General features: G+C 34.4%; 22 protein-coding genes. 8 read left to right on the top strand and 14 right to left on the bottom strand.

The window, feature by feature from the left end; all coding sequences use genetic code 11:
• Positions 1 to 126: 126 nt before the first annotated feature.
• The 3 genes from HYN56_RS04470 to HYN56_RS04460 all read right to left on the bottom strand — a co-directional run bounded on the left by HYN56_RS04470 (position 127) and on the right by HYN56_RS04460 (position 2430).
• Positions 127 to 1308 (bottom strand): ankyrin repeat domain-containing protein, encoded by a 1182-nt coding sequence (locus tag HYN56_RS04470; protein ID WP_109191080.1) that lies wholly within the window; start codon positions 1306 to 1308, stop codon positions 127 to 129.
• A 262-nt stretch (positions 1309 to 1570) separates the two neighbouring features.
• Positions 1571 to 1930: a DUF3592 domain-containing protein gene (locus HYN56_RS04465; protein ID WP_109191079.1), complete on the bottom strand. Its 360-nt coding sequence runs from the start codon at positions 1928 to 1930 to the stop codon at positions 1571 to 1573.
• Between the two features lie 23 nt (positions 1931 to 1953).
• Complete coding sequence (locus tag HYN56_RS04460; protein ID WP_109191078.1) at positions 1954 to 2430, bottom strand: hypothetical protein; 477 nt, start codon at positions 2428 to 2430, stop codon at positions 1954 to 1956.
• Positions 2431 to 2650: 220 nt separating this feature from the next.
• On the opposite strand from HYN56_RS04460, the gene HYN56_RS04455 reads away from it, so the two are divergent.
• The 5 genes from HYN56_RS04455 (at position 2651) to HYN56_RS04435 (ending at position 8414) form a co-directional block, all read left to right on the top strand.
• On the top strand, positions 2651 to 4033 hold the full coding sequence (locus HYN56_RS04455) for a PSP1 domain-containing protein (RefSeq protein ID WP_109191077.1): 1383 nt from the start codon (positions 2651 to 2653) through the stop codon (positions 4031 to 4033).
• Complete coding sequence (locus tag HYN56_RS04450) at positions 4017 to 4496, top strand: gliding motility lipoprotein GldH (RefSeq protein WP_109191076.1); 480 nt, start codon at positions 4017 to 4019, stop codon at positions 4494 to 4496. The genes HYN56_RS04455 and HYN56_RS04450 overlap by 17 nt, the downstream gene beginning before the upstream one ends.
• 10 nt (positions 4497 to 4506) lie before the next feature.
• Entirely contained in the window at positions 4507 to 6813 is a 2307-nt protein-coding gene (locus HYN56_RS04445) for a penicillin-binding protein 1A (RefSeq protein ID WP_109191075.1), read from the top strand.
• A gap of 166 nt (positions 6814 to 6979) precedes the next feature.
• On the top strand, positions 6980 to 7681 hold the full coding sequence (locus tag HYN56_RS04440; protein ID WP_109191074.1) for a CoA transferase subunit A: 702 nt from the start codon (positions 6980 to 6982) through the stop codon (positions 7679 to 7681).
• Between the two features lie 79 nt (positions 7682 to 7760).
• The gene (locus tag HYN56_RS04435; protein WP_109191073.1) at positions 7761 to 8414 is read left to right on the top strand and encodes a CoA transferase subunit B; all 654 of its coding nucleotides are present in this window, start codon (positions 7761 to 7763) and stop codon (positions 8412 to 8414) included.
• Between the two features lie 236 nt (positions 8415 to 8650).
• Here the strand turns inward: HYN56_RS04435 and HYN56_RS04430 are convergent, their stop codons facing one another.
• Positions 8651 to 9178, bottom strand: a complete 528-nt coding sequence (locus tag HYN56_RS04430; RefSeq protein ID WP_109191072.1) for a DUF6646 family protein — start codon at positions 9176 to 9178, stop codon at positions 8651 to 8653.
• A 51-nt stretch (positions 9179 to 9229) separates the two neighbouring features.
• Positions 9230 to 9964, bottom strand: coding sequence for a metallophosphoesterase family protein (locus HYN56_RS04425; RefSeq protein WP_109191071.1), 735 nt, complete (start codon positions 9962 to 9964; stop codon positions 9230 to 9232).
• Between the two features lie 174 nt (positions 9965 to 10138).
• On the opposite strand from HYN56_RS04425, the gene HYN56_RS04420 reads away from it, so the two are divergent.
• From HYN56_RS04420 to HYN56_RS04410, 3 genes are all read left to right on the top strand, one after another.
• Positions 10139 to 11248 carry a hypothetical protein gene (locus tag HYN56_RS04420; RefSeq protein WP_109191070.1) on the top strand — a complete coding sequence of 370 codons (1110 nt, stop codon included), beginning with the start codon at positions 10139 to 10141 and terminating at the stop codon, positions 11246 to 11248.
• Between the two features lie 146 nt (positions 11249 to 11394).
• A complete protein-coding gene (gene dinB, locus HYN56_RS04415) occupies positions 11395 to 12477 on the top strand; it encodes a DNA polymerase IV (protein ID WP_109191069.1) in 1083 nt (360 codons plus the stop codon).
• A gap of 102 nt (positions 12478 to 12579) precedes the next feature.
• A complete protein-coding gene (locus tag HYN56_RS04410) occupies positions 12580 to 13080 on the top strand; it encodes a PAS domain-containing protein (protein WP_109191068.1) in 501 nt (166 codons plus the stop codon).
• A 145-nt stretch (positions 13081 to 13225) separates the two neighbouring features.
• Here HYN56_RS04410 and HYN56_RS04405 read toward each other — a convergent pair whose 3' ends face one another.
• From HYN56_RS04405 to HYN56_RS04365, 9 genes are all read right to left on the bottom strand, one after another.
• Positions 13226 to 14830 carry a fumarate hydratase gene (locus HYN56_RS04405; RefSeq protein WP_109191067.1) on the bottom strand — a complete coding sequence of 535 codons (1605 nt, stop codon included), beginning with the start codon at positions 14828 to 14830 and terminating at the stop codon, positions 13226 to 13228.
• Positions 14831 to 14902: 72 nt separating this feature from the next.
• A complete protein-coding gene (locus HYN56_RS04400; RefSeq protein WP_109191066.1) occupies positions 14903 to 15649 on the bottom strand; it encodes a hypothetical protein in 747 nt (248 codons plus the stop codon).
• A gap of 4 nt (positions 15650 to 15653) precedes the next feature.
• Positions 15654 to 16115 (bottom strand): IS200/IS605 family transposase, encoded by a 462-nt coding sequence (tnpA, locus tag HYN56_RS04395; RefSeq protein ID WP_109191065.1) that lies wholly within the window; start codon positions 16113 to 16115, stop codon positions 15654 to 15656.
• A gap of 340 nt (positions 16116 to 16455) precedes the next feature.
• The gene (locus HYN56_RS04390) at positions 16456 to 17895 is read right to left on the bottom strand and encodes a nucleoside recognition domain-containing protein (protein ID WP_109191064.1); all 1440 of its coding nucleotides are present in this window, start codon (positions 17893 to 17895) and stop codon (positions 16456 to 16458) included.
• 110 nt (positions 17896 to 18005) lie between these two features.
• Positions 18006 to 19079 (bottom strand): winged helix DNA-binding domain-containing protein, encoded by a 1074-nt coding sequence (locus HYN56_RS04385; RefSeq protein ID WP_109191063.1) that lies wholly within the window; start codon positions 19077 to 19079, stop codon positions 18006 to 18008.
• 90 nt (positions 19080 to 19169) lie between these two features.
• Positions 19170 to 19883, bottom strand: coding sequence for a 3'-5' exonuclease (locus HYN56_RS04380; RefSeq protein WP_109191062.1), 714 nt, complete (start codon positions 19881 to 19883; stop codon positions 19170 to 19172).
• Between the two features lie 206 nt (positions 19884 to 20089).
• Positions 20090 to 20566 carry a methylated-DNA--[protein]-cysteine S-methyltransferase gene (locus tag HYN56_RS04375; protein WP_109191061.1) on the bottom strand — a complete coding sequence of 159 codons (477 nt, stop codon included), beginning with the start codon at positions 20564 to 20566 and terminating at the stop codon, positions 20090 to 20092.
• 170 nt (positions 20567 to 20736) lie between these two features.
• A complete protein-coding gene (locus tag HYN56_RS04370; protein ID WP_109191060.1) occupies positions 20737 to 21552 on the bottom strand; it encodes an NAD-dependent epimerase/dehydratase family protein in 816 nt (271 codons plus the stop codon).
• Positions 21553 to 21730: 178 nt separating this feature from the next.
• Positions 21731 to 24127, bottom strand: coding sequence for a M28 family peptidase (locus HYN56_RS04365; RefSeq protein WP_167398272.1), 2397 nt, complete (start codon positions 24125 to 24127; stop codon positions 21731 to 21733).
• Positions 24128 to 24133 lie beyond the last annotated feature (6 nt).

Genomic DNA, 24133 nt, shown 5'->3' with positions numbered 1-24133 from the left:
TTTCTAACTTCTTTATATTCAAAAACAAAAATCTATGTTTCTATGTGTTTGTTTTTTTTCTCGCAGATTTTGAATTTTTTTAATCCTTTAATCTGTGGCTTAAACTTTTTTTAACAATGGATAAGTTTAGGCTTTCATTAAAAGCTCAACAGTTTTTATTTTCAAATTATCTCCCGAAGCAAGTGTAAGCGCAGTTTCGTCTTTATCGTTGGTAATATCTTTATCGGCACCATTTTCGAGAAGCAGTTTTACTTTTCTGTAAATTTCTTTGGCAGCTTCTGCATCATAATTTACATTGAAAGCACAAACTTTGTGTAAAATGGTATTTCCCTGATTATCCTGTTCGTTCACATCAATTGACCCGCTGTCTAATGCTGATTTTAGGATGCCCGATTTTTTCTCAGCAATATAATCGATACCCGATTTTGGATTTCCGTAATAAGTAGCACAGTGATTTAAGTCGGCACCATCTGATAATAATCGTTGTAATGAGTTTAAATCGTACTCAGAATCAGACATCATTCGGATAAATTCAGTCAGTAAAGTTCTTCCGTCTTTATTGATGCTATTGAAATCAGCAGATGATGATTCGGCCAAAAGTTCATACATCGGAATAGAAAACTGCTCGCCGACCGCATAATAAAAAGAACTGTTTTCCTGATTGTCTTTTTCATTTGGATCTGCTCCATTTTCTAATAACATCGGAATGTATTCTTTTTTATGTCTTTTAATGGCGTACATCAATGGCGTTGTACCAACTACATTTTTCTCATTGATGTCAACTCCGTTTTCAAGAAGTATTTTAATATATGCTGTGCCTTTTTCAGCATTCAAAGAATAATTATTTACGATTTTATGGATTAGATTTTCCTGTGAATTGCTTTTGTAATTGGCATTACAGCCGAAATCTTCTATTAAAATTTTGATGACTTCCGGAACGGCTTCTTTCTCGATGCAGTATCCCAATAACGTCTGATCGCTGATTTCGTCATTCACATTATCGACTTTTGACATGATTTCTTTGAAGAAAGAAAGAGATGCATCATCATTTTTGATATTTCTGGAAAGAGGATTGAATATCGATTTGTCAAAACTATCCAATTCGTAGATATCCGTTTCAATAAAACCGGCTTTTATGAATCTTTCGATAAAATCAATTTCTTTGGCTTCGATTATTTTGGCGGCGATTTGAGAGAAATTATTTTGAAGGTATTGTTCGTTAAAAGTTTCTCTGTTATTTAGGCATTCTCTGGCCTCATCAAATTTTCCCTGAAAAAGGAAATTTTCAATCTGGTTTTGTGTTTGCATTTGAAATATATTTAAAAATGATGATAAATTTTGACTGCAGTTTGATCTGTGATTATTGACTTCATAAATGATGCTGTAAGATAAAACATAAAATTTATAAATATATTTCAGAATAAAAAGTAAAAATGACGTTTTAAGGCTTAAAAGTGACAGAATAGGGTTTTTGATTTTCAAATCAGGTTAAAAACAGGAATGCTGAAATGATAAAAAGACAAAAGCCATTTCAATTTTGAAATGGCTTTTGTCTTTTATGATGCAATATTTACATTGTATCATTGTATTCTTGTTCATCAATGCATTCTGTCGGGTCTGTCGGATTATAGTAAACTATTATTTTCTCACCAGTTTCTTTTCCCATAGTAGTGTTATCGAAGATTTTTACGGTTTGTAATTTATCGTCTTTGTCTTTAAACTGAACTACCCAAATAGTATTTTTTTTAATAGCACTTCCTCTTAATTCTTTGGTTACAATTGTTCCCTCGGCTTGTATGTAAGTTTCGTATTTTTTTCTGGTTTCATTATGGGTAAATGTTTCCGGCCCAAATTTGTACATCCAAAAAGCTCCTACACCTGCTAAGGCTACAAGAACTAAAAAAATTATTTTTGCTGCTTTACTTTGCATAATTTGTTTGTTTTAATTGATTTTTATTTATGAATAGTTACGTTATCTAAGTAATAGGTGTTGTTTATGTAAATTAATGTTCCACTAAATTTGAGTTTTCCAGTTGGCAATTCCTGATAATCATCGGTACAGAATTTTAATGTTTCATTTGAAAAATTTTCATATGCCAAAACAACATTTCTTTCTTTTTCTCCAAAAAGCAATACCTTGTCTCCTCCAAATTCCAAGTTTGCCTCTATTAGTTTTTCGCCTTTACAACCTTGTTCTGTTCTAATCTCCATTTTGTTCTTTTCTCCTAATCTTACATTGGCAAACATGCCACAAAACGCAGGATAACCTTCTATTTCCACTAGTTTCCCATTCCAGGATTGATCCTTTTCCAGTGATTTAATTTGTTCTAAAGTAAGTAACTGACCCTGTTTAGAAGGTTTACCTTCTTTTGCACAACTGACAAACAGGACTAGTATAATAAAAGCTGATTCAACTTTAAATAAGTTCATTCTTTTTAATTTTGAATCTCAAAAGTATTTAAAGAATCGATAAGAAAACCAGACCATTAAGGCATATAAATGATACAATAAGGCAAAAGTTAAAAGGCTTTTCTTTATTTAACAACCCTTTAGAACTAATCTATAAATAGCCAAATAAAAAAAATACTATCTTTACCGATCAAACGTTTATGAACTTAAGCCACATTCTGGTGGCACTACATATATAATTATGGCATGTACAAGTTGTTCAACCTCAGATGGTGGCGCACCAAAAGGTTGTAAAAATAATGGGACTTGCGGCACCGATAGCTGCAATAAATTGACGGTTTTTGACTGGCTTTCGAACATGAGTCCGTCTAATGGAGAGGCAATTTTTGATTGTGTTGAGGTTCGTTTTAAAAACGGACGCAAGGAATTTTTTAGAAATTCAGAGAAATTAACTTTAAGTATTGGCGATATTGTAGCAACTGTTGCATCGCCAGGACATGATATTGGAATTGTTACTTTGACAGGAGAATTGGTTAAAATTCAAATGAAGAAAAAAGGAGTTAATCCGGATAGTAATGAAGTGCCAAAAATTTACAGAAAAGCATCTCAAAAAGATATTGATATCTGGTCTGTAGCACGTGATCGTGAGGAACCAATGAAAGTTCGTGCACGTGAATTGGCAATTCAGCACAAACTGGAAATGAAAATTTCGGATATCGAATTTCAGGGAGACGGTTCTAAAGCAACATTTTACTACACAGCAAATGATCGTGTCGATTTTAGAATGCTGATTAAAGATTTTGCTAAAGAATTCAGTACCAGAGTAGAGATGAAACAAGTTGGTTTCCGTCAGGAAGCGGCTCGTTTAGGCGGAGTTGGTTCTTGCGGACGTGAACTTTGCTGCTCGACCTGGCTGACCGATTTTAGAAGTGTAAATACTTCTGCGGCTCGTTATCAGCAGTTATCCTTGAATCCGCAAAAATTAGCAGGTCAATGTGGAAAATTAAAATGCTGTCTAAACTATGAATTAGATACGTACATGGACGCTTTAAAAGATTTTCCGGATTATGATACGAAACTGATCACAGAAAAAGGCGATGCAGTTTGTCAGAAACAAGATATTTTTAAAGGGCTGATGTGGTTTGCCTACACCAACAATTTTGCAAACTGGCATGTTTTAAAAATTGATCAGGTTAAAGAAATTATTGCAGAAAACAAGCAGAAAAATAAAGTTTCATCTTTAGAAGATTTTGCTCTTGAAGTGGTTGCAGAGCCTGAAAAAGATTTCAATAACGCAATGGGACAAGAGAGTCTGACTCGTTTTGACCAGCCAAAAAGAAAGAAAAAACCAAACCGTAAACGCAAACAAAATGCTGAAGCGGCTGGTGTTGCTGCGCCGGTAAAACCACAGCAGGAAAAAAATACAAATAACGCTAAACCATCAGGAAACAATAATCCGAATAATGGTAATAATGCGAATAAGCCTAACAACCCAAATAAGCAAAATCATAAGAAAAAGCATAATTCGAATAAAAACAATCCGAATAAGCAAAATTCAAATGATAATAAATCTGCTGAACCCAGAAAACCAATAACGAATACTAAAAATGAGAATAAAAAATAGCGGAATTCTTCTTTTGGCAGCTATTCTTCTTTTTTCTTGTGATAAAAAGAGGGTGTTTGATGAGTATAAATCTGTTGGAAGTGCCTGGCACAAAGACAGTATTGTAAGCTTTAATCTGCCGGTTTTAGATTCTACAAAAAAATACAATTTGTTTGTAAACATACGAGACAACAACAATTATCCGTTTAATAATTTATTCCTGATTGTTGCTATCGAAACGCCAAGCGGATTTACAAAAGTGGATACTTTAGAATACCAAATGGCTGCTCCGGATGGAACTTTATTAGGAAATGGATTTACTGATATCAAAGAAAGTAAGCTGTTTTATAAAGAAGATGTTAAGTTTAAAGGGAAATATCAGGTTCATATTAAACAAGCCGTTAGACAATCAGGAAAAATCCCTGGTGTTGAAGCTTTAGAAGGAATTACAGACGTTGGTTTTAGAATAGAACAAAAAGATTAGAAAAATAAGTATGGCTACTAAAAAAAACAATCAATCCAAAAGCGATAAGGATATAAATTATTATAAAAAGAAATTCTGGAGAGTATTTGCTTACTCTTTATTAGGGGTTTTAGCTTTCTTTTTATTTGCCTCTTGGGGTTTATTTGGGGCTATGCCTTCTTTTGAAGATTTAGAAAATCCGGATTCGAACCTTGCAACAGAAATTATTTCTTCTGACGGAGTGGTGTTGGGTAAATACTTCAAAACCAATAGATCACAGCTGAAATATTCTGATTTGCCTAAAAACTTGGTAGATGCTTTGGTTGCTACGGAAGATGCTCGTTTTTATGAACATTCGGGTATTGATGGTCGTGGAACTTTACGTGCTGCCTTTTCGTTGGGAACCAATGGAGGAGCTAGTACTCTAACGCAGCAGTTGGCAAAACAGTTATTTCATAAAGGAGGATCCAGCTTTTTACCTTTTAGAATCGTACAAAAGATAAAGGAATGGATTATTGCAATTCGTTTGGAACGACAGTATACCAAAAATGAGATTTTAGCAATGTACTGTAACGTTTATGATTTCGGAAATTATGCTGTTGGGGTAAGTTCGGCAGCTCAAACTTATTTTTCAAAAGACCCTAAAGATTTAACTATAGACGAATCGGCGATATTGGTTGGAATGTTTAATAATTCCTCTCTATATAATCCGTTACGAAACCCTGTTGGGGTTAAAAACCGTCGTGATGTAGTACTTGGTCAAATGGTAAAAGCAAAAATGATTACGGAGTCTCAAAAAGAAAAGTATAAAGCATTGCCAATTACTTTAAAATTTAAGTTAGAAAGCCACCGTGAAGGTATTGCTACTTATTTTAGAGAATATCTTCGTGATTATATGAAGAAATGGGTTGCAGAGAACAAAAAACCTGACGGATCTGATTATGATATTTACAAAGACGGACTTAAAATCTACACTACAATAGATTCCAGAATGCAAACTTATGCTGAAGAAGCTGTTGCAGCACATATGCAAAACCTTCAACAACAGTTTTACATTGATCAAAAAAACAATAAAAATGCGCCTTTTGTAAATATCACGCAGGCAGAAACTGACCGAATCATGATGCAGGCAATGAAAAACTCAGTTCGTTGGGCTCAGATGAAGGAAATGGATAAAAGCGAAGACGATATTATTGCTTCGTTTAAAGTGAAAACAAAAATGCGTGTCTTTACCTGGAAAGGAGAACGTGATACAACAATGACTCCAATGGATTCTATTCGTTACTACAAACACTTTTTACAATCCGGTTTAATGTCTATGGAACCTCAAACCGGAGCAATTAAGGCTTGGGTTGGAGGAATTAACTATAAATATTTCCAATACGATCACGTAGGACAGGGAGCAAGACAAGTTGGTTCTACTTTTAAGCCTTTCGTTTATGCAACAGCAATCGAAGAATTAAATATGTCTCCTTGCGATTCTATTTTGGATGGTCCGTTTATGATTCACAAAGGACGTCACCACGTAACGGAAGATTGGGAACCAAGAAACTCTGATTACAGATACAGAGGAATGGTTACTTTAAAACAAGCTCTGGCGGCTTCCATTAATACAGTTTCGGCTAAATTAATTGACAGAACAAGTCCGGAAGCAGTTGTTGAACTGACTAAAAAATTAGGAGTAAAAACAGAAATTCCGGTACAGCCTTCAATTGCCTTAGGAGCGGTTGACATTACGGTTGAAGATATGGTTGCAGCCTATAGTACATTTGCCAACCAGGGAGTTTATGTAAAACCGCAGTTTTTGAGCCGAATTGAGAATAAAAGCGGAGAGGTTATTTACGAACCGATTCCGGAATCTCATGACGTTTTAAATAAAGATATTGCCTTTGCTGTAATCAAATTACTTCAAGGGGTAACAGAAAGTGGCTCCGGTGTGCGTTTACGTACGCAGGGCGGTGGAAGTGGAGATAATCGCTGGACAGGATATCCATACATGTTTACAAACCCAATTGCAGGTAAAACGGGTACAACACAAAATCAATCGGATGGTTGGTTTATGGGAATGGTTCCGAACTTAGTAACCGGAGTTTGGGTTGGATGTGAAGATCGTTCGGCACGTTTCAAAAGTTTGACTTATGGACAAGGAGCTACTGCAGCTTTACCAGTTTGGGGTTACTACATGAAAAAATGTTACGCCGATAAAGATCTTCAGATTTCAAAATCTGAATTTGAACGTCCGGCAAATCTTTCAATAAAAGTAGATTGCTATCAAAGGCCAGCTATAGTAAAAGATACTACGCAAACCGAACAAAATACAGACGAATTTGAATTGTAACATTGTTGCAATAAAAGTATCTAACTATATTTCAATCCCTTTTACGACTCTTTTTAGAAGATTTGTAAAGGGATTTTTCTTTATGTTTTATTTTTACGAAATCGTTATAAATCCATCTAAAAATCTTATTTTTATCAAAAATATACAGTAATAAAGACCCTTTGTTATGATAACAAAAAAAGAAAATAACGTTCAGGATGCTATTAACGGAATTGAAAACGGCATGACCATCATGTTTGGCGGTTTCGGATTATGTGGTATTCCTGAAAACACAATTGCAGCTTTAGTAAATACTTCTATTTCAGATTTAACTTGTATTTCCAACAATGCGGGAGTTGATGATTTTGGTTTAGGATTGTTGCTGCAGAAAAAGCAGATCAAGAAAATGATTTCTTCTTATGTGGGAGAGAATGCCGAATTCGAACGTCAAATGCTTTCAGGAGAATTGGAAGTTGAATTGACTCCCCAAGGAACTCTTGCAGAACGTTGTCGTGCCGCGCAGGCTGGAATTCCGGCTTTCTTTACACCGGCAGGTTACGGAACAGAAGTCGCCGAAGGAAAAGAAGCACGTGAATTCAACGGGAAAATGCATATTATGGAAGAAGCTTTCAAAGCCGATTTTGCTATTGTGAAAGCATGGAAAGGAGATGAAGCAGGAAATTTAATCTTCAAAGGAACAGCCAGAAACTTCAATGCTTGCATGGCAGGCGCAGGAAAAATCACAATTGCCGAAGTGGAAGAATTGGTTCCCGTTGGTTCTTTAGATCCAAATCAGATTCATATTCCTGGAATTATGGTACAGCGTATCTTTCAGGGAGAGAAATTTGAAAAGAGAATTGAACAGCGAACCGTAAGAGCTAGAAATTAGATAATGAGAAAATGTTAATTTCAAAGTAGAACCGAAAATTATCTAATTATCAAATGGACTAAATTAACACATTAGAGATATGTTAACAAAAGAAGATATAGCAAAACGTATTGCAAAAGAGGTTAAGGACAGATACTTTGTAAATCTTGGAATTGGAATTCCAACCTTAGTTGCCAATTACGTCAGAGAAGATATAGCAGTCGAATTCCAAAGCGAAAACGGAGTTCTCGGAATGGGGCCTTTTCCCTTTGAAGGTGAAGAAGATGCCGATATTATTAATGCAGGAAAACAAACTATTACAACACTTCCGGGAGCCAGTTTCTTTGATTCTGCTTTTAGTTTTGGAATGATCCGAAGCCAGAAAGTCGATTTGACGATTCTGGGCGCAATGGAAGTTTCTGAAAACGGCGATATTGCCAATTGGAAAATTCCGGGTAAAATGGTAAAAGGAATGGGAGGCGCAATGGATTTGGTGGCTTCCGCCGAAAATATTATTGTGGCAATGATGCACGTGAACAAAGCAGGAGAATCAAAAATATTAAAAAGATGTACTTTGCCATTAACTGGAGTAGGATGCGTTAAAAAGGTCGTAACTGAGCTTGCAGTTCTCGAAGTAACGGAAAAGGGTTTTAAGCTCTTAGAACGAGCGCCAGGTGTCTCAGTGGAGCACATCATCGCCTCAACGGAAGCTGATTTGATTATTGAAGGAGAAATTCCCGAAATGACGATCTAGATTTTTTAACCGCAAGGTACACTAAGATTTACGAAGGGCACACAAAACAGGTATTAGTAATGTTATGGTCTCGCAAAGACGCAGAGCCACAAAGTAAAAAAATAAAAAAATGCTCAAACGAGCGTTTTTTTATTTTTGTTGAGATTTTAAAAAACATCTTTGCGACTTTGCGAGATTAAAAAATCTTGCGTGCTTTGCGTAAATCTTAGCGTACCTTGCGGTTAAACAACAAAATATTATAAATTAAAAGAAGCTCCTAAACTAAAAGTAGCCTGATTATTCAAATGATAAAAAGGATCATTGTTTGAACCATATTTTGCAATTGGAAATCCGATTTCTGTGAAAACACCAAATCCTTCAGTAAAGAAGTAACGACCTCCGACGTGTCCTCCAAAATTGTGTAAACCTAAGCTTAATCCAGGATAAACGTCTAATTGTTCAACTCCAATTACACTAGATAAGTTAGCGTTGATTCTTGCTTTTGCATCAAAACGATCACCAAAATCCGGTTCCGCATCATAATAAGCATTTGTACTTCCGTGGTAGTTACCGTTAAAATTATCAAAACCAAGTATATAGTTGGCAACAAAACCAAAAGAGAAGTTTTCTCCTAAACCAAAATCAACAGATCCCTGAATTCCGGAACCACCATCTTGTAAGTTAGCACCAACGTTTACTTTAACATCACCTTTACCTTTAAAAGCCTGTTGTGCATTGATGAATCCAAATGAAACTAAAAACAAGAGTGTAATAACCTTTTTCATAAATTTTAAATATTAATTATTTTGATTGGCAAAAATAAAGATTTAGGCAAACTAATTCCTACCTTTTTCGTTAAAATACAATTCGTTTAGTGGCTCGCTTTGCCAGTATTCCTTGGTGTTGATATCCAAAATGGTAAGCGGTCCCCTAAATGCTGCACCTGTATCGACGTTCCAGACGCAGGCTCTGTTTACCGGAATCGTTTCTCCAATTCTTGTAACAGGAGTATGTCCAATGTAAACTTCTTTATAAACGGTAAATCTCTTCGGATAGTTTACATCATCCTCTTTTAATTTTGGATCCAAAGAAAGAGCTGTTTCCCAAAGTGTTCTGTCCCAGTAAAATAGTTTAGAAAAATATTCCCATTTTACTCCATTTAAATTGGTAAATCCGGCATGAACAAACAAACGGTTTTGATCATCAAGATAGTAATCCTGAAGATTTTCCAGAAATTCAATATGAGTGCGTTTTTTTTCTTCAGAGATTTTAGCATAGCCTTCAACAGTAGCTTTACCGCCGTGTTTGTACCACATTTCTTCATCAAAATCATCGTGTCTCTCTTCAAGCCAGTCTAATGCCAGCTGATCGTGATTTCCTCTTATACAAATGCAGTTTTGTTTGCCTTTTAAATCGATCAAATAGTCGATTACTTCAACAGACTGACTCCAGCCGTCAACATAATCGCCCAAAAAAATTAGTGTATCTTCTGTGGTAACTTTGGCTCTTTCAATCACTTGTTCAAGTGCAAGTAATCCGCCATGAATGTCACCTATAACAAATGTTCGCATTATTTAATTTTTCGAGTAGAAGAACAAAAATAAGGAAAATGATTTGTTTAAAATCATTAAGTTGCTAATGTTTAAAGTATATGAAAAACAAATACACATATTAGTTTTGAAATGTAGTAAATATCTTTTAAAATTTTCGTTAAACATTCTATATTTGCTCAAAAATAAAAGCCCATGAAATTAAAAATTACTATTTTATTTGTACTGTCTGTTTTGATGATATCGTGTTCAAGTGAAGAAGATTCAAAATCGAAGCAGTTTACATTTTTAGACTTTGAGAAAGATGTTCTTCTTCCTTCCCCTAACAGCCAAAGCATCATCTTTTATTCATTTGATTTTGATGAAAATCTTGGCAAGTGGGAACTTAAGCTTACGGATAGCGAGAATAATGATGTTCCAGTTGTATTAACAAGTGCTGCAAAAACGAATTTTGCGTACAATGAAGGAAAAAATTATGTCCAGAAAGTTATAATTAGTGCTGCTCTAAAGATAGAAGGTGTTTATACTTTGGTCATTAAAAATAAAACTACTAACCAGATATATACAGATCGTTTTCTGGTAAATAGTGATGTTTTTGATCAATTAAAAACAGAAACTTGGGAATCTTATAATGTTTCACCAGATATTACACCAACAACAGTTTATGATTATTATTATTTTCATAACCTTAAGAATACTATTGGTAGTGAAATTAAAACAAATGGCATAGTTGGAATTGATTTAGAAGATAAAAAAACACTTCAAAAATATAGTTTAGATTTCTCTATAAACACATATACAAAAAAAGTTGAATTTATCATTCCAACAGGAGTACCAGCGGGGATTTATTTTGTTTCTGTACGATACAATACACTAACAAGCGCCTACTTTGTAAAAGATATTGTGGTACAAAAAGAGAAAAAGCCAGCTATCTTATCAATTAACAAAAATACTTTTAAAGGTGGGGAAACAATGGTTTTGAAAGGAAGTGATTTTAGATACAAAATGGATTTAAATTTGTTTTCTGCAACTGAATTTCGTCAATTTGAGTTACTTACAAGTTTGGTATTTCAAGATAAAAATGGAACAGGAGAGATTTATTTAAGCACATATAAAATGGACCCAACTTTTACATATATGAATGCTGAAGCGACCGAAATTAATTTTCCAATTCCAAAAAATACAGGAGAAACAGATTGGTTTTATTCAAACTTAAATGAAAAGATATATTTTGAAGGAACGGTTTCTGTTAAAACTGGTTCTTTCGTAAGTGAAGCTATTCCAATTAGAATAGATTATAAATAAAAATTTAAAATAAATTAGCAAAAGCTGCAGTATTCAAAACTGCAGCTTTTTTTGATTTTTTCTTATTAAAATTAAACGCTTAAAATTGATACTATTTGTAACTACTTGAGTTTTAATTTTACTGATTTCCAGTGTAAATTTGCAATATGTCCGAAACACCAACATATCGCAAAATCATTCACATTGATATGGATGCTTTTTACGCATCGGTAGAGCAGATGGATAATCCGGAATTAAGAGGAAAACCGGTTGCTGTTGGTGGTTCAGAAAATAGAGGAGTGGTTTCGGCAGCAAGTTATGAAGCTCGTAAATTTGGTGTTCGAAGTGCGATCAGCGGGGTTTTGGCTAAAAAATACTGTCCGGATATCATCTTTGTCCGCCCAAGATTTGATCGTTACAAAGAGATTTCATCTAAAATTCATAAAATTTTTCATGAATATACCGACTTAGTTGAACCTCTTTCGCTTGACGAAGCGTATTTGGATGTTACCCAAAATAAAAAAGGAAATCCAAGCGCAAGTCTTCTAGCTCAAGAAATTAGATCAAGAATTCTCAGTGAAGTTGGTTTGACAGCTTCTGCGGGTATTTCAATTAATAAATTTGTTGCCAAGATTGCCAGCGATTATAATAAACCAAACGGACAAAAAACAGTAAATCCAGATGAAATCGAAGCTTTTTTGGAAGAGCTGCCGATTCGTAAATTTTATGGAGTAGGAAAAGTGACAACCGAAAAAATGTATCAGCTTGGAATTTTTACAGGAACTGATTTGAAAAGTAAATCATTAGAATTTCTGGAAAAACACTTCGGGAAATCGGGAGTTTTTTATTACAATGTCGTTCGTGGCATTCATAATAGTGAAGTAAAATCGTCTCGAATTACCAAATCTGTAGCAGCAGAACATACTTTTGATGTTAATCTTTCTTCAGAGATTTTTATGATGGAACAGTTGGAGAGAATTGCGGTTTCATTGGAAAAACGGCTCAAAAGGCACAATATTTCAGGTAAAACAATTACTTTGAAGATTAAGTACAGCGATTTTTCACAACAAACCAGAAGTAAAACCCTGCCGTATTTTATTTCGGATAAAAGCTTGATTATGGAAAACGTGGAAGAATTGTTATATCAGGAAAAAATGAAAGATTCGGTTCGTTTGCTCGGAATTTCTTTAAGTAATTTAAATACGGAAGAAAAAAAGGCTGTAGTTGTGCAACTAAAATTTACGTTTTAGTACTATTTTTAACACATATATCACAGTAATAGTTAGGGGTTAATGGGGTTTTTAATTTACCTTTGAAGGAAAACATTTGTTGATGATCTAAACTAGGTTTATATGAAAGATACGAACTCTGACGATTTATTACAACGAAATACTGTTCCGATCCTTTCTTGGGATTTTCATTATGAATATGTAAAAGAATTAAAAGATTTAACTGCAGATTTGGAAAAGATGAATCAGATTTCTACTCAATTTACCTGGGATGAAAAAAAGCTGAATATCAAAGAAAGAATCAAGGAAGAAGTCGTTCTGGTTACCGATTTGGATTTGAAAATAGTTTTCGCTTCAAGCGGTATCAAAAAAATGACAGGTTACAAAGCAGAAGAAATTTTAGGCAAAACACCTAAGATGTTTCAAGGCCCGGCTACTTCAAAAAAGACTTTAAAAGAAATCAGGGAAGCTTTAACAAAGAAAGTTCCTTTTGAAAAAACACTTGATAATTACAGAAAAAACGGAAAAACATACAAATGTAAAATTGATGCTTCGCCAGTTTATAACCTAAAAGGAGAGGTTTCGCATTTTATAGCTTTTGAAAAACAGGACTTAAGTGCGTAAATTTATTTAACCGCAAAGAGCGCAAGGATTTACGGAAGGCATGCTAATATATTGTAAAACAAAAACCGCCAATAGGCGGTTTTATTTTTTATCTATTACTTGCGAACTTCGCGTAAATCCTTGCGCTCTTTGCGGTTAAGAAAAATTATAAATTTGCAAAGAAATCATTTCCTTTATCATCAGTGATAATAAATGCAGGGAAATCTTTTACGGTGATTTTACGAACCGCTTCCATTCCTAACTCTTCAAAGTCAACAACTTCTACTTTTAAGATATTGTCCTGAGCCAAAATAGCAGCAGGACCACCGATAGAACCTAAATAGAATCCGCCGTATTTGTTGCAGGCATCTGTAACTTGTTTGGTACGGTTTCCTTTCGCCAGCATAATCATGCTTCCGCCATTTTTCTGGAATTCATCTACATAAACATCCATACGGCCGGCAGTAGTTGGGCCAAAACTTCCAGAAGCCATTCCGTCCGGTGTTTTAGCAGGACCAGCATAATAAACCGGGTGATTTTTGAAATAATCAGGCATTGGTTTTCCAGCGTCTAATAATTCTTTGATTTTGGCGTGAGCGATATCTCTGGCAACAATTACAGTTCCGTTTAGTTTTAAACGTGTTTTAACTGGATATTGAGACAATTTGGCTAAAATATCGGCCATCGGCTGATCTAAATCAATTTCTACAGGCGCTTCTAAATGTGGAGCTGTTTCCGGTAAAAATTGTTTTGGATTTACTTCTAACTGCTCAACGAAGATTCCGTCTTTCGTAATTTTTCCTTTGATGTTTCGGTCTGCAGAGCAAGAAACTCCCAATCCAACCGGACAAGAAGCTGCGTGACGCGGTAAACGAATTACACGAACATCGTGCGTAAAGTATTTTCCGCCAAACTGAGCTCCAATAGCACTTTCCTGACAGATTTTCTGAACACGTTCTTCCCATTCGTGATCACGAAAAGCCTGACCAGCCATGTTTCCAGTAGTTGGAAGATGATCATAATATCCTGCAGAAGCTTTTTTAACAGCACTTAAGTTCGCTTCAGCAGAAGTTCCACCGATTACTAAAGCTAAGTGGTATGGAGGACAAGCTGAAGTTCCTAAATCTTTGATTTTGGTACGAATGAATTCATCTAATGATTTTTCATTCAACAAAGATTTTGTCTGTTGATATAAATAGGTTTTGTTTGCAGATCCTCCGCCTTTTGCCATAAACAAAAAGTCATACGAAGTTCCTTTTTTAGCATAAATATCAATCTGTGCAGGAAGATTTGAACCTGAATTTTTTTCTTCAAACATCGAAATCGGGACAATCTGCGAATAACGTAAGTTTCTTTTTTGGTATGTATTAAAAATTCCTCGGCTCAACCATTCAGCATCATCAACACCTGTAAAGATACTTTCTCCTTTTTTAGCCATTACAATAGCTGTTCCTGTATCCTGACAACTCGGTAACTGACCTTCGGCTGCTACTGAAGCATTTTGAAGTAAATTGTAAGCAACAAAACGATCGTTGTCTGTAGCTTCTGGATCGTCTAGAATTTTTCTTAGTTTTTGCAAATGTGTCGTTCGCAACATAAACGAAACATCAGTTAAAGCTTCTTCAGCTAATAATTCTAAACCTTTTGGATCAACAGTTAAAACTTCGCGTTCTCCAAATTGTTCTACTTTTACAAAATCTGAGGTGATTTTGCGATACTGCGTATCATCCTTTAAGATCGGATAAGGATCTTGGTATATAAAATCAATCATTGCTTTGTTTTTTTTACAAATTTAGAAATTATTTACCTAAGAAAGAATTTGAATAAGGTCTCTGAAGCAGTTTTATTCAGCGCTGTTGAATTGATCAAAAGTCATCTTTTTTTGAAAGTAGGCTTTGTCTTTAACAGAAAGTAATTTTTTGCTCCATTGGTTCCCTTTTAATTCAAAACCAATTGAATCTGAGTGACTAAGAACCCCCATGTCCATGTTTTCATCATCGTCCGCAGGAACAAATGCAACAGTTTTGCAATAAAAAGATTTTGGATCAGAAGCATTGGATGGATTTACAATTTCCAGCCAATTCCCCCAGCCGCTGTCTGACATTGTATTCCATTGATGAACAAGCTGTAAAGAACTGTTTTTGAAGTAATACAAATAGTTTTCATGTACATAACCACAGGCAGGATATCCAAAACCTAGCTGTATGAAAGGAGAATTTTTATGAGATGTATTGGTTAAACCAATAGAGCCTCCCCATTCTGATCCTTTCTCGTAATTTTTGATGACAACTTTAGAAGAAATCAATTTGTTTTTATTCTGATAAAAATCCAATCTGAACTTTGAAGTCATTATGCTGTCCTGATCGGCCTTTAGATCTACAAGATTTGCTAAAACATGTGTAATCGGACTGTCTTTATCTTCTGAAAGATAAATAGTATCCGTTCGAAGAGCACGTTCATCAGCAGAATCGTCAATTGATTTAATTGCAATTTCTTGCGGTACAGGTAATTCTGCAATAGCTTCTGAATTGGTAGGTTTGTTTTGGCATCCGATTAAAAGTAGTAAGGAAAAGAAAATTGGGGTTTTCATGGTATTATTTTAGATTTTCAAAAATAAAATTTTCATCGTATTGGATGCTAAATTTATTCAGAAAATTTAAATATTCCTCATTAAAGCTTTGTTTTTTGTGATGTTCATTTTGATTTTGAATGTATTTATACACAGAATCAATTTGAGATTGACTGTAAGAGAAAACCCCGTAACCTTCCTGCCAGGAGAATTTGGATTTTGTCAATGTATTGTCGTTTATGTATTTAGATGACTTTGCCTTTACAGTTTTCATTAATTCTGAAATTGTAATTGTTGGTTTTAATCCTAAAAGACAATGAACATGATCTTCAACACCGTTAACGATAATTGTTTTACATCCTGTTTCATTAATCAGATTTCCAATTACACCTAGTAATTTCGATCTCCATTTCTCCTCAATTAGAGCATCTCTATATTTTACAGCGAAAACAACCTGAATATAAATTTGATGATATGTGTTTGCCATTTTATTTTCTGGCTAAATAACGAATATTGATTGAAAAGAAGGTAGTTTTTGTAATATTTAACTTTCTTTTTTTTATGTAATGAATATGGTTCGTTCCTAAGGAACTTATAAAATGACTACGATTATCATCAACGGATTGAAATCCGTTGCTACAAAATACGTCGTTCCTTCGTAACTTTTACAGCAAATTAAGCCGATTTAATCTTATGCGATTGTGTTTCAATCCGATTTAGGTAAAGAGCCATCGGCTCGATTTATATTGTAGGGCCGGATTTCAATCCGGTTATAGAAATTACGTCCAGAAAAAAGATCCGTAGGATCGGACCATCTTCTTTTCAGATTAAAAAAACCAAGTCGCCACAAAAATAGCCGTAATCACACAAATCAAATCAACCAAAAGCATTGTGCCTAAAGCATAACGCGTATTTTTGATATTTACAGAGCCAAAATAAACAGCAATTACATAAAACGTACTTTCGGCGCTACATTGGAAAATACTGCTCAATCTTGCTGTTAATGAATCGGCACCAAAAGTATTCATCGAATCAATCAAGAATCCACGAGAGCCAGCAGAGCTAAAAGGACGAAGCATAGCAACTGGCAAAGCATTTGTGATTTCTTTGCTTACACCCAGATTTGAAAATACAAATCCGATTCCGTCACTTATAATTTCAAACAAACCGCTGTTTCTGAATAATGAAATGGCAACTAGCATTCCTAAAACGTAAGGGAAAATCGTAACTCCCGTTTTAACACCATTATTTGCTCCCACGACGAAAGTATCAAAAACCGTTGTATTGGCATCTTTGAATTTTTGTTCGTGTCTGAAAGAAAAAATCAATGTGAAAACGATAATAGTCAATAATATTAAACCAGAAAGATTAGAAGTAAAGTAGTTTTTACCAATTAAATCCAAATGATTCACATACATCAGTAAACCAACTATAGCAGCAATTAATCCCATTAAACCAATAAGAAGTGAAGCACTTTTAAAGTTGATTTTCTGTTTGATACCCACAATTAAGAAAGCCGCAATAGTTCCAATAAACGATGTAATGATACACGGAAGCATTACATCGGCTGGATTACTTGCATTTGCAGCCGCACGGTAGCCAATAATTGAAGTAGCAATTAAGGTTAATCCAGAAGCATGCAGACACATAAACATAATCTGTGCATCGCTGGCTTTGTCTTTATCCGGATTTATTTCCTGTAAACTTTCCATAGCTTTAAGTCCAAATGGAGTTGCAGCCGAATCCAATCCGAGGAAATTAGCAGCAAAATTTAAAGTCATGTAAGATATAGAAGGGTGATTCTTCGGAATACTTGGAAAAACTTTTACAAAAACCGGACTCAATGCTTTGGCCAAATTTCCAGATGCTCCGGAAATAATCAAAAGTTCCATTAAGCCGCAGAAAAAGGCTAAATACGCAATAAGCGGTAAAATCAAATCGACTAAAGTGCTTTTGCAAGTCGGCAATAAACCGTCAGATTTCTGAAGTCCGCTGAAAATTTTTACGGTTTTATTTTTATACACGTAAGTCGTGTCGGCATTTAGCGTATCACGATTAACGATCATGGTTTGATCAGGCGCTTTTGTAATGCTGTCTTTGATAAAAGAAGGAAGCTCTTCAACGTACTTTTCGGAAACTAAAACAGGATCGTCTTTTTTTCCATTTAAAACAGAATCAATGGTATAAGTATTGGCAGTAAATAAACTGGCAACAATGAAAATAATTGAAGAAATAAAAATAACTAACCAAAATCTGCTCAATACCATAATTATAATTTTTTGTAAATGTAATTATTTAGCGATAATAAGCATAAAGATTTTAGTAGTGAAACAAAAAGTGTTTATGAAAAACAACTAAATTGAAGATAAAATGCAATTTATTCAATCACAATTTTAGTTCCAATATAATTTTCAAAAGCTTTAATTCCTTCAAACAAAACTTCTTTTTTAGAACTTTCTGTTTCATTAAAGAATTCCGTTTCAATTTTAATGTAATCTTTTTTAATGGTTCTTTTCCAGATTCCAATTACTTTTCCGTTTTCTAAAATGATTGGTTTAAAAATGCCGTTATTAGTAAAAGTTTTGGATTGATGATTTCCTGAAAAGGAAACTTCACGGGTTTTGTACGAAATTAAAATCTCATCGAATGCCGGAAGAAAATGGACGCTTTCGCGAAAGAGATTCTCCTCTCTATAATTTTTTCCGAACCAAAATGTTTGATTATCAATAGTAATATGGTTTAAATGCAACTCAATTGCATCAATAGCTGATTTACAAAGTGTTGGAGAAAAACCAGACCACCACGAAAAATCAAGCAAAGTTGCCGGGCCGTGACTCTCAAAATAGCGTTGAGCAAGTTTGGCGATACCTTCTTCTTTAGTCAGTTTTGTTTTTGGTTTATCGACAAGTTCTTCAAGTAAAGCATACGTAATTTGTTTGCCTTTCATTCTTCCGTTGCAGACCAAACCATCTTGTTCTGCATTCATCATAATGGCGGCACCCAGAAAATCTTCTTTGGAAGTTTTTTTGATATTGAGTTCCAGCATGATTTCATCTCGCGTAAGATGATTATTTCCTGCCAGTGCTTTTTCAATTTTACTATTGAATTGATCTAATTTTTTAAGATCGACTCCAAATTTCTTAGCACCGGAAACTGCCATTCTTTTTACTTGTGAACCGGCAATATCCAGCATCCAATAAATATCATCGGCAGCAACAAAATGCCAGGTCGGACGCAATATATGAGTTCGAATAATCTGACCTGAATTTACGGCTTCTTCGATTTCTTTTTCAGAAGCATCGCATCGGGATCCAACAGCCCATTTTGCCATAGCATAATCCTGCGCCTGCATCGCACCAAAATGTTTTACAACTTCTTGAGGAGAGCATTGAGTTGTTTTAAACAACTTTTGAGCAGTCATACGATGATGTGAAATTTCAGAATGAATCATATTCAAAATTATTTTAAACCATATAAGTTATGTAAATTCATGTAAAAAAAACTTAGTATCTCAGAATCTTAGAACTTTAATAGCTTAGAATTAAACATGAATAATCTCGTCATCAATCAATAAATCTTCTCTTCTCAAACGAAGAAATATCTGAGCCACGGCAATAGTATCTTTTTCGCAATAGGTTATAATTCGATCAATATCTTTCTCAACGTAGTAAACATGAGCAACCTGACTTCCATCAATATCGCCTTTTGGCGATGGAACACCGAGAATCTTAGTCAGCAGTTTTAGAGAAGTAAAATGCTTATAATCGCCAAATTTCCACAATTCTAAAGTATCCAGATGCGGAATTTCCCAAGGTTTCTTTCCAAATAAATTCAATTTGTCCGGAATTGGCAGTTGGTTTATAATCATTCTTCTTGCAATAAACGGAATATCAAACTCTTTCGAATTATGTCCGCACAATAAATGCTGAGGCTGATTAAAATGATTAATGATTAGATTAGAAAAGTCTTTAAGGATTTTCTTTTCTTCTCCAAAAAAAGAAGTAACCCTAAAATTTCGAACGTCTCTTTTGATGGTAAAAAATCCAACAGAAATACAGATGATTTTTCCAAATTCTGCCCAAATTCCGGCACGTTCGTAAAATTCTTCCGGAGAGAATTCGTCTTTTCGCTGGTATTGTGTTTTCAAATCCCACAGCGACTGCATTTCCGCGTCAAGCGAATTGAAGTTTTCTTCTTCTGGAACGGTTTCTATATCAAGAAAGAGAATGTTATTTAGATTTATCTTTTCAATCATAATTTTATTTGGGTTTGCCACGAATTACACAAATTATCACTAATTTTTTATTCCATATAAATTTACACTAATTTCAATTTCTTACATCCTAGTCAAAAAGAAAAAATGAATGAATTATCTTGTTTAAAAACAAAGCGTTTTTTTGTTTATAGGAATTAGGTAAAAGAAAATTAGTGATAATTTGTGTAATTCGTGGCTAAAAAAAATTAAAACAAACTTTGCTGAGCAGATGGACTTTCGTGTTCCAAAAGCCATTTTTTGCGGGACAATCCGCCTGCATATCCTGTCAGTGATCCGTTTGTGCCAATAACTCTGTGGCAGGGAATCACAATCCAAAGCGGATTTTTACCATTTGCCGAAGCTACTGCACGAATGGCTTTAACATCGCCCAGTTTTTTGGTCTGATCCATGTAGCTAACCGTTTTTCCGTATGGAATTTCCAATAATGATTTCCAGACTTTCTGCTGGAATTCGGTTCCCTGCGGATTTAGTTTGAGCTCAAAATCGGTTCTTTTGCCTTGGAAATATTCATTTAATTGCGAAACGGCTTCTTTTAAAACTTCGGGAATTTCATTAGAAACATCGGTTGTTCCAACATCAGAAACAGAAATTACGGCAATACCGTTTTCATCTCCAATAATTTTGGTAATTCCTAAAGGGGAGTTGATGTAAACTGTTTCCATGATTTATTGAATAATTTTACCGCAAAGGCGCAAAGACATTCGCAAAGACATTCGCAAAGACATTCGCAAAGTTCGCAAAGTTTTTTTAAACCATGTAAGTTATATAAGTAATTTAAGTTTTTGTTTTTGGGAAAAGCCTTTTTAAATAAACTTACATAACTTATATGGTTTTAATAATTCTCCAGCTTAAATTGATAGTTTAAAATTGTCTCAATTTTTCCGCTAGAAATAGTCTTTTTAATGTTTGATTTTTCAGAAATGAATTTCGGTAAAACCAGATTTAAATCTTTTGCTTTTTGTGTATAGTATTCCTCTCTTGTTGGATGAAAAGGAGCAACGGCATTAAAAACTTCATTCCACTTTGACTGTTTTATAATTTCTTCGATGATAGCGATACAATCTTTTTGATGAATTAAATTCACTGGAGTATCCGGATTTTCAAGGTTTTCTTTTCCAGCTAAAAATTTGACAGGATGACGATCTTCTCCAATTAATCCGCCGAAACGTAGAATTGTAGTTTCGAAGTTTGGATTGCTTTGAAGTAAAGCTTCCGCTAAAAGCAATTGTTTGCCACTTTCTGTTTCAGGATTTGGAATGGTTTCCTCTGTAACCAAGTTATTGTCATCTCCATAAACTGAAGTAGAACTTATAAAAAGTACTTTTTCAATAGTTGATTTTTCTATAAAAGGAATCAGATTTTTGATTTTCTCAACAAAAACTTTCTTTTCAGAATCAGGATTTTCACTTCGTAACTTAGGGGGAATGTCAATGATTAAGATTTTGCTCTCTGCTAAAAAATCAATTATAGATTCTGAGATATTTTCGCTTTCAAGCGCAACTAAAAAAGACTTTATTCCAGCATTTTCTAATATTGAAAGTTTGTTTTCAGAAGTTGTGGATCCGTTTACCGAATATCCTTTTTCGATTAGCCTTTTTGCTAGAGGAAGTCCAAGCCAACCGCAACCTAATATGCTTATTTGTGTCATTTTTTTTGAGGTTCAGAGCGACAAAGGTACAGAGTTGCAAAGATTTTTAGCCACAGATTAAAAGGATTAAAAAAGATTTTTCAAATAAAGATCTTCGATTATCTGCTTAAATCTTTTTGAAATCTGCGTGAAATAAAAAAGGCAGACTTAAAAAAAATCTGCCTTTATTATTTTATTTTTATTCTGGTGTTACAACCGGAACCGGTTTTATACTGTCTTTTGGAATAGCTAAACTATCTACAACAGGAGCCGTTTCAATTGGTTTTACCGGCGCAACATATCGTTTTAATTTCTGCTGAATCAATACAGCATCATTTAAAACAAAAGGAGTCGGCATCATCCAGTTTTCTCTTGGTTTAACATTTAACAATGGATTCGACATTAGATCAAATGAACTTTCAATTAAATCCATATCAAAAATAGAAGATTTGTTGATGTAGAATTCCATTTCCAAAGGTTCATTGCCAACAACATAATAACAAAGAATTTTACTGTCTTCGCGTTGTAAACGATTTCCTTTTTCTCCGGAAGTAGCTACACCATTTGCTTTAAAGTTATAAAACGTCATTTTTGGATTGGCATAAATGTCGTAACGGTTTACTTTTCTGTTTGGCGTAATTTTGATTTTCAGGTATCTGTTATTTCCAATTACACTATCTCTTAAAAATTGAATGGTAGGCTTTGCAAGATCAACAACCGGAGCAATTGAGCTGTAAGTAAAGGTCGAATTGTATTTGCTTGCCAGTGGAAGCGAGTTTAAACCAACAGCCTTCTGATTTTTTTCGCCCAAATAAGATTTTGTCCAGTCGTCCAGATTTTTATCATAAGTCGTCCATACAGCAGAATTATTGTCGGCATTATAAACATACAGCAAACTATTTGATTTGGCTTTTCCTGGCTCGTATTCAGAATGATATCCAGCGTAAATGAAAAATGAAATAGAAACCAAAAAGAAAACCACAGTCCAAATACCTTTTTTGGCAAAATCTCCAAATATCGGCAATAACAATCCAAACAATAAAACAGTTAAAATGGCACTTCCAAATAGAATTTTAAGTCCTAAGCCAACTGGAAACATTACAATAAAAGGTGCAATAATAGCTAAAGCCGGAATGCTAAAAATTAAATTTACTCCCAAACTATAATGTTGTGTAAAAACAAATATTCCAAACAATAGAACTCCAAAATAAACAGGAATGATTAAAAATCCTGCACCTGTTAAGCTGTTTGCCAAAAATCCATTAATGATAATCCAAAGTAAAAGAGGAGCCACAAAATGGTTCATGGTAATTTTTGCTTCAGAAAAATGATGATAGAAAGCAAAACAAATCGCAATACTTAAAGTGACAAATGCACCAATGTAAGCATGTCCGTTATAGGTAAATCCGTTTAAAAGATCAGAATATTGAGGATAGATTTCCAAAATCAGTTTCCATCCTAAAAAGGTAACTAAACCAGCAATGATTATAGCCCCCAAAAGAGGTACAAATCCTCTGAATATTTCTCTAAAAGTGATGATTCTCTTTACTTTTCCAATGAAAATGAAGATAGCCAATAATCCAAAAGCAATTAGTGTCATTGGCATTACCCAGGAAAAAGGGTAATTTATGAATGAAAACGGAGCGCTGAAATAAACATTATCTTCTGTAGATTCTGTTTTAGTTAAATCTATGTTGCTCAAATATTTGATCAAGGGCATGATGTAAGTCCCTTGATGTGCTAAAGTAGTTTTGCTCAAATGCTGAACGTCATCTTGTTGTGTATGATAGTTGAAATGTCCGTCAATAAAAGCGAAATTGTAGCCCTGAATATTTCCTTGTTCTCTAAAAACGGTTAAATCAGTATCGTTTGGAAGCATTTTATAAATACTGTACATCAATGAATTGGAAACCGGATAAGAAGTTTTGGCATCAGAAAATGCTTTTACCATGGCTTCATTTCCTTTTGTGGTTTCCATTAGCATATAGCTTGGTCCAGAACTTCCGCGGGCTTCAAAGTTTAAAACCACACCAACATCTTTTGCCCAAGGATGTTTATTTACAAAAAGGGCGGCACCGTTTAAACCTAATTCTTCGGCATCTGAAAATAAGATGATAATGTCGTTTTTCTGAGGATGTTTAGAATATAAAAAGGCACGAACACCTTCTAAAATTGTTGCGACACCCGAAGCGTCGTCGCTTGCTCCTTTTGAGAAAGAATGTGGAGCACTATCGTAATGAGAAAGAAGTAAAAGCGCTTTGGTATTGTTTGTTCCTTTTATGCGGGCTAAAATATTTTTAGATTTTACTAAAAGGCCTCTGTCATTTAGAGTAAAACCTTCCTGAACACTAGTTTCTAAACCTATTCTGTTTAATTCAAGTTTTAAATAGTTGGCAACAAGTTCATGATTTGTCGATCCGACGTAATGTGGTTTCTGCGCAATAATTTCGACTTGGTTTAAAGCTCTTTCGGTTGAGAATTCCGCGAGTGCTTCGTCGTCTTTATTGATTCCTTGCGGCATCATGGTGGCGTAGATAATGCCCAGCAGAGCTAAGACACAGACAATGGCTAGAATTGAGGTTTGGTTTTTTCTCATGGTTAA

Origin of the sequence: Flavobacterium crocinum, from assembly GCF_003122385.1 — a bacterium.
GTDB classification, from domain to species: domain Bacteria; phylum Bacteroidota; class Bacteroidia; order Flavobacteriales; family Flavobacteriaceae; genus Flavobacterium; species Flavobacterium crocinum.
The sequence above is the reverse complement of the archived record's forward strand: the minus strand, read 5'-3'. Positions and strand labels throughout refer to the sequence as shown.